The organism is Streptosporangium sp. NPDC000563, from assembly GCF_040299985.1.
Taxonomy (GTDB): domain Bacteria; phylum Actinomycetota; class Actinomycetes; order Streptosporangiales; family Streptosporangiaceae; genus Streptosporangium.
This window is the reverse complement of the sequence record NZ_JBEPDA010000056.1, coordinates 1-8,787: the sequence shown is the minus strand read 5'-3', so window position 1 is coordinate 8,787 and position 8,787 is coordinate 1. Positions and strand designations below refer to the sequence as shown.

General features: G+C 69.2%; 5 protein-coding genes. 3 read left to right on the top strand and 2 right to left on the bottom strand.

The window, feature by feature from the left end; all coding sequences use genetic code 11:
* Positions 1–495 precede the first annotated feature (495 nt).
* Together ABT352_RS40480 and ABT352_RS40475 are read left to right on the top strand one after the other, a co-directional pair.
* Positions 496–1,488 (top strand): ATP-binding cassette domain-containing protein, encoded by a 993-nt coding sequence (locus tag ABT352_RS40480; protein WP_350950382.1) that lies wholly within the window; start codon positions 496–498, stop codon positions 1,486–1,488.
* Between the two features lie 163 nt (positions 1,489–1,651).
* Complete coding sequence (locus tag ABT352_RS40475; RefSeq protein ID WP_350950381.1) at positions 1,652–2,410, top strand: ABC transporter permease; 759 nt, start codon at positions 1,652–1,654, stop codon at positions 2,408–2,410.
* A 149-nt stretch (positions 2,411–2,559) separates the two neighbouring features.
* Here ABT352_RS40475 and ABT352_RS40470 read toward each other — a convergent pair whose 3' ends face one another.
* Positions 2,560–3,162 (bottom strand): hypothetical protein, encoded by a 603-nt coding sequence (locus ABT352_RS40470; protein WP_350950380.1) that lies wholly within the window; start codon positions 3,160–3,162, stop codon positions 2,560–2,562.
* Between the two features lie 390 nt (positions 3,163–3,552).
* Positions 3,553–5,538 (bottom strand): glycosyl hydrolase family 28-related protein, encoded by a 1,986-nt coding sequence (locus ABT352_RS40465; protein ID WP_350950379.1) that lies wholly within the window; start codon positions 5,536–5,538, stop codon positions 3,553–3,555.
* Between the two features lie 1,577 nt (positions 5,539–7,115).
* On the opposite strand from ABT352_RS40465, the gene ABT352_RS40460 reads away from it, so the two are divergent.
* Complete coding sequence (locus ABT352_RS40460; protein WP_350950378.1) at positions 7,116–8,528, top strand: glycoside hydrolase family 10 protein; 1,413 nt, start codon at positions 7,116–7,118, stop codon at positions 8,526–8,528.
* Positions 8,529–8,787: the final 259 nt, after the last annotated feature.

The following is an 8,787-nucleotide window of genomic DNA, read 5'->3' as shown; positions in this document are numbered from 1 at the left end:
GAAAGATCGAGATGGGCACCCGTCAGCTGCCCCACCCCGAGAAAAGCCCGATAGGCGCCCCCGCCCCCCAGAAGTAGGCCCAACCCCTGCCCGGCGCCGGGATACGCCGGCGGTTATACAACCCACCCCCCCCCCCCCCGCCCGGGGGGCGCCGATCCGGCGCCCAGGGCTCTCTCGCGTTCAAGCGGCCCGGAGGGCGGCACCGGGTCCCGGAATCTCCGGCGGAAAGAAAAAAATCACACCGTTTCCCATCGCCCCGGCCCGATGGGGAAAAAGCCCAGGCCAGCCCATGGGTCCTTATTCCGAGGAGTTTCGGAGAGAAGATTCCCACCGGTCGAGTGAGCCCGCGTTTCCGCAGGTCAGAGCAAATGTGAATGCACCTTTCACGTTTGCCTCGCCCCGATCGCATGGGTAAGGATGAGTCATCTTCCAGCCGGGCCCCCGACCAGGGGTTTCTTCGGCATGCCACCGACCGCCCACCCCGAGGAGGGGACGATGATCCATGCCCGAGGGCTGACCCGGCGATTCAAGGTCGGGAAAGGAGTCGTCGACGCCGTACGCGGCCTCGACATCGATGTGGAGGAGGGCCAGTTGGTGGCCTTCCTCGGTCCGAACGGCGCGGGCAAGTCCACCAGCCTGCGCATGCTGACCTCCCTGCTCCCGCCGACGTCGGGAACCGCGATCGTCGCGGGCCGCGACGTCGTGTCGGATCCGGCGGGGGTCCGCGCCCGCATCGGGTACGTCGGCCAGAAGAACGGCTCGGGGGAGAACTTCCGGGTCCGCGACGAGCTGGTGACCCAGGCGCGCTGCTACGGCCTTCGCCGGTCCGAGGCGCACCGGCGGGCCGACGAGATCCTCGGCCTGCTGGACCTGGAGTCCCTGGCCACCCGCAAACCCGGCACCCTCTCGGGCGGCCAGCGCCGCCGCCTCGACATCGCCCTGGGGCTCATCCACCGGCCCGGCCTGCTCTTCCTGGACGAGCCCTCGACCGGCCTCGACCCGCAGAGCCGCGCCCACATCTGGGAACACATCCTGCGGCTGCGTGAGCTGCACGGCACGACCCTCTTCCTCACCACCCACTACCTGGAGGAGGCCGACACCATGGCCGAACGGGTGGTGATCATCGACCACGGCCGGATCATCGCCGACGGAACCGCCGATCGGCTGAAGGGCGATCTGGCCGGTGACCGCGTCACGGTCACCGTCCACGACGAGCCACAGGCGGCGAGGGCCGCCGAGGTCGCCGCGCGGATCGCGGGATCGGACGCGGTCATCGTCGCAGGCAGGACGGTGCGGCTGCGGGTCCCCCACGCGGGCGCGGCGCTGCCGGAGTATCTGCGCCACCTGGAGGCATCGGGGGTGAAGGTCGCCACCGCCGAGACCGCCAGGCCCACGCTGGACGACGTGTTCCTCGCGCTGACCGGCCGCAGCCTGCGCGAGAGCGACGAGAGCCCTCGCACAGGCTCGGCCGGCCCGCACGACGCCTGACCCGTGGCACCACGCCCCTCACACCGACCGGCCACGCCCAATGACCGTGACCCGCACATCCCTGCCCGCACACCCCTCACACCGACCGGCCGCGCCCGACGACCACGACCCGCGCGGCCCTCACCCCCACAGCCCTCTCCCCGCCGGCAAGAAAGGCCGCCCCGTGCGCGTACGATCCTTCCTCCGCGACACCGTGACCGTGTTCTCCCGCGAGTTCGCCCCCGTGCCGCGCGAACCCCTCGGCCTCCTGTTCACCATGGGCCAGCCGCTGCTCTTCCTGTTCCTGTTCGGCCCGCTGCTCGGGGGAACGCGGAGCTTCGAGGGCTCGCCGTGGCAGTGGTTCGTGCCCGGCATCCTGATCATGATGTGCCTGTCCGGGCCGATGATGGCCGGATACTCGCTGCTGGTGGAGCTGATCGGCGGCTCGATGGAGCGCATGCTGGTCACCCCGCTGAACCGCACGGCGATGCTCGTCGGCCGGACGATGAAGGAGTTCGTGATCCTGCTCGCCCAGGCCGTGCTGATCATCGTTCTCGCGGTGCCGCTGGGCTTCCGCCCGCACCTGCCGGGTGTGCTGACCGGGCTGGTGATACTGACCGTGTTCGGGATCGGCCTGGGCGCGCTCTCCTTCACCCTCGCGGTCGCCTCCGCTCCGAGCGGCAACCTGTTCTACGGGGTCACCCAGCTGGTGTTGTTTCCGCTGATTCTGCTCTCAGGCGTGCTGCTGCCGATGGACTTCGGCCCGGCGTGGCTCCAGGTCGCCGCCACGCTGAACCCGGTCACCCACATCGTCGACGCGGAGCGGGCGCTGTTCTCCGGCCGTTTCGCGGACGCCTCGGTGCTGTACGGAACGCTCTGGGCCTGCGCCGTCGCCGCGGCCGGTCTCGCGATGGGCACCAGGTCGATGCGCCGCGGCATCTGACCTCGGCACCTTCGGGAGCGGGCACCGAGGCCGGGCCGGTTCCCTGCGCGCGGGTCGGAGGCGAGCCTGCCCGACCCGCCCCCGACCTGCCTGGAAAGCCGAAGAGCCCCGTCTTAGAGATGAAGGACGAGGCTCTTCGGGGTGCGCGACTACTGGGGGGTGGGGGTGTGCGAGGGCGTGGCGGTGGGCGTCGGAGTGGGGGCGGGGCGCTCCTTCGCCGGCTCCTTGGTGACCTTGCAGTCGTAGGCGGCGATGGCGTACCCGGGCAGCAGCTTGCACGTCGTCCAGACCGGACCGACCTTGTAGGCGTAGACGGCGGGAAGCCCGCCGTCCTCCCCCGCGGGACCCTGGGGTCCTTCAGGCCCGGTCTCACCGGGGGCGCCCTTCGGCCCGGCGGGTCCCTGCGGGCCGGTCTTCCCCTGGTAGCCGCGAGGTCCGGCCGGCCCCTGGGTTCCGACGCCGTCCTTGCCGTCCCTGCCGTCCTTGCCGTCACGCCCGGCGGGTCCCTGGGGGCCGGGGCCGGCGACCGTGCTCTGGCCCTGGGCGGACTGCTTGGCCCACCACGTCTTGACCTCGGTCGGCTTGCACTTGGTGGTGGCGGAGACCAGACGCACCAGACCGGTGCTCTTCAGCTTGCACGCGTAGATGAGGTCGGCGCCTGAGGTCTGGGCGGCGGAGGCGGTGGTGATGCTGGACATGCCGACCGCGAGAACCGCGGTAGCCGCGATCGCCAGAGGCGTCTTGAAACGCATATGGAACTCCAGGAAAGAAGGGAAGGCCGTGGTGCGGCTCGACAAGAGTGGCAGGTGGGAACGGTCCACGCTGCCATATCAGACCATGTGATGAAAAAGAGACCGACTTCCACTCCTGGCTCTGCAGTTTCTGCGGCATTTTGCTATTAAAGGCACTTTTGTCGAAAATCACACTTATCGTGCTGGGCGCGCCTTTTGGCATTCGGTTGTCTCCGGTGACCACCGCCCGTACCGGAACCCGGACCGCGGGGAGGGATCTCCCCGCGGTCCGACGGCCCCGCGAACCGCGGCACCGACCGTTCGGCCGGTGCCACCGTGACACCGGCGCCCGCTATGGAGGGGCCGGTGGTTTCGAAGAGCGACGTACGCTCTGCCGCTACGACCGGACGATCACCACGGGGAGGGCGCCGGCGGCGCGACCACCGGCGGGCGGTCGTCGCAGGTGATGGTGTTGGGCAGCATCCACGGGGCGAGCCAGGCCCCGGCGGTGCCGCCCCCGTCGTTGCCGCCGAGGTCGGTCAGGGAGAACTCCGAGCCGGTGGGCGGGAAGTTGAACGAACCGCAGTTGTTGACGCCGACCGCGCCGACGTTGCGGGCGTCCACGTTCTCGAAGGAGGCCGATCCCTTCACCCGGGCGCTCACCACGGAGGTGCCGGTGCCGTCGACCCTGATGTCCTTGAAGTGGACGTTCGTGATCGAGTACAGGTCCTTCACCCCCCACTCGCTGACCAGCATGATCGCGTTGTAGGTGTTGTCGAGGAAGTGGTTGCCGACCACCTGGATGTCGGCCTCGATGTTCTTGTCGAGCGCGTAGAGCCAGATGGCTCCCAGGCCGATGTTCCAGTTCAGCTCGTACGTGCCGGCCCGGACCGTGGTGTTGTCCTTGATCGCCAGTTTCCCCGCGAACGCCTCGGCGCCGAAGCGGGAGCCGACGTGGATGCCGCTGCCCTCGCGGATCGGGTCGGCGACGAGGTTGCCCGAGACGGTGTTGTCCGTGCCGCCGTAGACGGCGATGCCGTTCGCGAGGGTCGGCGTCTGCACGGTGTTGCGGTCGAAGGTGTTGCGGGCGTTGGCGATCTTCTCGGACCACAGGGCGAGGCCGTCGTCGCCGGTGTTGCGGATGAAGTTGTTCGACACGACCGAGTCCGTGACGCCGCCGTGGAAGTTGAGGGCGTCGGCGATCTGGTCGACGATGATGTTGTTCGTGATCCTCAGGTTCTTCATCGGCCCGTCGAACCACATGCCCACCTTGGTGCGGTGGATGTAGAGGCCGTCGACGGTCGAGTCGCTCAGCGCCCCGCCGATGCCGTTCACCTGGTCGGTGTCGATGCGCTCGCGGACGTCGCCCTCGATCGCGAAGCCGGACAGGTGCACGTTCCTGCTGCCGCCCTTCGACGCGTCCTTGCCGTAGAAGCCGACGCCGGTGTGCACCGAGCCGTCGGGGGCCGGGGAGGGAAGGGCGACCTGTCTGCCCTTGATGATCGTGTACCAGTTGCCGGCGCCCTCGATCGTCACGTCGTCGACGACGATGTGACGGTTCACCTGGTAGACGCCCGGCGGGATGTAGACCTTGAGGCGGCCGCGCTTGGCGAAGGCGATCGCCCTGTCGATCGCGTCGGCGGAGTCGCGCCTGCCGAGCGGGTCGGCGCCGAACGCCAGCACGTTCGCCGCGACGAGCCTGACGTGCGGCGCGCCGACGAGCTCCGAGCCGAGCAGGTCGATCACCGTCCACGCCGCGTTGCTCCCGGCCGGGACCGTGAGCCGCACCCTGTCACCCGCGCGGTACGTCCTGCCGAGCAGGAGACGCTGCTCGTCGTAGAAGTGGGTCGGCCGGAACGGCTTCGTGATCGTCGGAGTGGGCGTCGTGGCACTGGGCACGCAGGCGCACTCGGTGATCCACCAGTCGGGGTGCAGCAGGTCGGCGTTCGGATCGTTCGTGAACGGATACTGGTTGTACAGCCACGAGTACTGCGAGGTGAGGGTCATCACCTTCCTGCCGCCGCCGTTCACCGTGACATGTAGCGGCGCGGTGATACCACCGCCGTTGGGGGCGTCCGGAATGCTGTAACGCACGGTGATCGCGTTCGCCGCCTTCGGCAGCGTGAACTCGACGTACCGCCCCGGCGTCAGCCTGACCGCCCTGCGGCCCGACGCCTCCCCCGCGAGCGTGTACGCGTCGCGGTCCGGGCCGATGGTCGTGCCGTTCGTCGTGGCGTTCTCGGCCTCCTGCTCGGTGAAGGCGACATCGGCGCCCCGCCCCGCGACGAGTGACGGGTCGAGGGCGGCGCGCGTCACCACGGGGGCCGGGGCACCGCCCGTGCCCGCGAGGGCGGGGGAACCGGGCACGACGCCGAGGCCCGCGAAGGCCACGATCACCGCCGCGACCGCCGCCGGCCCTCTTCGCGGCGCCTTTCGCGGTGGCCCGCCTGTCCGTCTCGCCGCGGCTTCCGTGATGCTCCGTGACATTCGGATGCTCGTTTCTCTCGGGGGAACACCTGAAAACGCTCGGGGCGGAGCGAACGCCACGAGGGTGAGGCGACAGTAGGACTCCGGCGCCTCACCCCACAAGAGTCTTGTGAAATAGTTTCGCAAACTTGCTCTATACCTGCGGACACCTCGCAGATTCTTGCAATGTGTGTCATGGGTCGTTGCGATGTTCCGTAACGCACGGCCCACTCCGATGCGACGCGAGCGACCGGGATCCATGGCCACGCGGGCACGCGTCCGGGCGCCCGCGGTCACCGCCGGCGGCACCGCGGTCACGATGCCGGAAAAGATCAGGGGAAGACGGTTCGCTCCGCCCGCGAAGACTCCGCGAGTGATGTGCGTGCGGAGCGATACCGTCCAGACGGCCGACGCCCCGGCGAACACGAGGGTGAGACGCCGGAGCGAGCCTCGCGTCGTCCCGGTCTCCGGTGCGCGGCGGGCCGGGCGGCGAAAGCGGAAGAGGGCGACGCGCGCTCGCGCCGTGGAGGGGGCCGCGGGCCTTCAGTCGCGACCTCAAGACCGGAGCGCCGGCCTGCCGCCGGCAACCGGCCCGCACATGTCAGGGCAGGCCGAGGATCTTGGCGCCGGGACGGCGTCGGCGAACGTCCCGGACCGCCCTCGAAATCACCTACGGCCGGAGAGCCGCTCGGGCGGCGGCGAGCCGGGCATCGAGGGCCGATCGGTGCGATATGGGTGTTTGCGCTAACATTGCTGCGAGCAATGTAAGGCCCGCGTTACGGCCGCGTCAATCGTTCACATCACAGAAACCTGCCCGGACTGCACCGGGATTTTCGGCCCTCCCAAAAGAGGGGCACGCCCCCATGAGCCGGGAGCTCGGCGCCCGCGCCTCTCGTCTCCGCCGAGGCGCCCCCTCCCCCGCCGGACGCGTGGAACGACCGTCGATCCGGCGGACACCGGGAGTGGGCGAGAAGATTTTCACCGATCGGTCCCTCCTCCCCAACTTGTCAACCAGGGGTCTTGAGGAAGTCAGCTGTATTCGGTCAGAATTCCATGGTTGCCAACCGGTAACTTCTGTGAAACTTTCACATTCGCAGGCGACGCGACGCGATCTCCCTCTGGACGAATGCCCAGGCCGGGAAACGTTTCGTTAGCAATGCCCAGGTCAGCGAGGGTTGTGACTCGTTGACGGTGGATCGGACCGTCGGATGTACTCCCCGACAACGCACTTACAGGAGCAGGCCATGGAGATCTGGAAGCCCAGATGTTAGCGATAACAAATCTCGATGGCCACTGCCCCCTCGACCTGGCCAAGGAGCGTTGGATGCCCGTCTCACCTCGAACGCGAGCCCAGGACGGACCTTTGGCCCGTCTCCCGGTGTGTCGGCGGCGACCCGCCCACCTCGCGACGACGGCTCTGATCGGCTCTTACCCGCTCTCGAAGCCCGGCCTGCTCCTCCGGACCGACTCCATCCGCTGACGCCTCATCACCCCCCCAAGGAACCGGCATGCTCTTCACCGCGATCCCAGACATCGCCTCGAAAGCACGACGAACCATCACCATCGCGATCGCCGCCGCCCTCGGGGCCGGCGTCGTGGTGGCCGTCCAGCAGACCGCCTCCGCCGCGGAGACGACGCTCGGAGCCGCCGCCGCCCAGTCGGGCCGTTACTTCGGCGCGGCCATCGCGGCGGGCAGGCTCGGTGACTCCACCTATGTGAACATCCTGAACCGGGAGTTCAACTCGGTCACCGCCGAGAACGAGATGAAGTGGGACGCCACCGAACCCCAGCGCGGCAGCTTCAACTACAACAACGCCAACCGCATCGTGAACCACGCGATCGGCCAGGGCAAGTCGATTCGCGGGCACGCCCTGCTGTGGCACCAGCAGATGCCCGGCTGGGCCCAGGGGTTGTCCGGCTCCGACCTGCGCAACGCCGCCATCAACCACGTCACCCAGGTCGCCACCTACTTCCGCGGCAAGATCCACTCCTGGGACGTCGTCAACGAGGCCTTCGCCGACGGCGGAGGCGGCGGGCGCCGTGACTCCAGCCTCCAGCGAACCGGCAACGACTGGATCGAAGCCGCCTTCCGCGCGGCCCGCGCCGCCGACCCCGGTGCCAAACTCTGCTACAACGACTACAACACCGACGGCATCAACGCCAAGAGCACCGGCATCTACAACATGGTCCGCGACTTCAAGGCACGCGGCGTGCCCATCGACTGCGTCGGTTTCCAGAGTCACCTGACCAACTCCGCCCCCAGCGACTACCAGGCCAACCTCCAGCGCTTCGCGGACCTCGGCGTCGACGTCCAGATCACCGAACTCGACATCTCCGGCTCCAACCAGGCCAACGCCTACGCCGCCGTCACCCGCGCCTGCCTGAACGTCGCCCGCTGCAAAGGCATCACCGTCTGGGGCATCCGCGACAGCGACTCCTGGCGCACCGGCCAGAACCCCCTCCTCTTCGACGCCTCGGGCAACAAGAAGGCCGCCTACACCTCCGTCCTGAACACCCTCAACTCGGTCACCCCCAACCCGTCCCCCACGCCGACCCCGACCCCGACCCCGACCCCCACGGTCACTCCCACGCCGGGTCCGGGCGGGCCGTGCCGGGTGGCGTACACCCTCAACGCCTGGAACACCGGACTCACCTCGTCGATCACCATCACCAACACCGGCTCCTCCGCGATCAACGGCTGGTCGCTGGTCTTCGGCCTGCCGTCCGGCCAGACCATCACCTCGGGCTGGAACGCCACCTACTCACCCTCCAGCGGCCAGGTGACGGCGCGCAACGTGAGCTACAACGGCTCGATCCCCGCCGGCGGCTCGGTCGACATCGGCTTCCAGGCCAACCACACCGGCAACACCTCCGCGCCCTCCTCCTTCACCCTCAACGGAAACACCTGCTCCCGAGCCTGACCTCCCGGTGGGGAGAGGCCGTCCGCCCGGGATCGGCGGGCGGACGGCCATACCACCGGCGACCCGGCGGCCTCGGCCTCCAGCCCGATCACAACGGCAATCCGGCAGCTCCACCTCGTTCTCCCCCCAACGGCCGGACCTGCGGTGTGACCTGACCTCACCCCGCGCCCCCGGGCGCCTCGTCCACCGGCCCACGGGGCCCGGGCCGCGCCCCCGGGGGGCGCGCCCCGGGGGGTGGGCGCCGGGGGGGCGCCGCCGC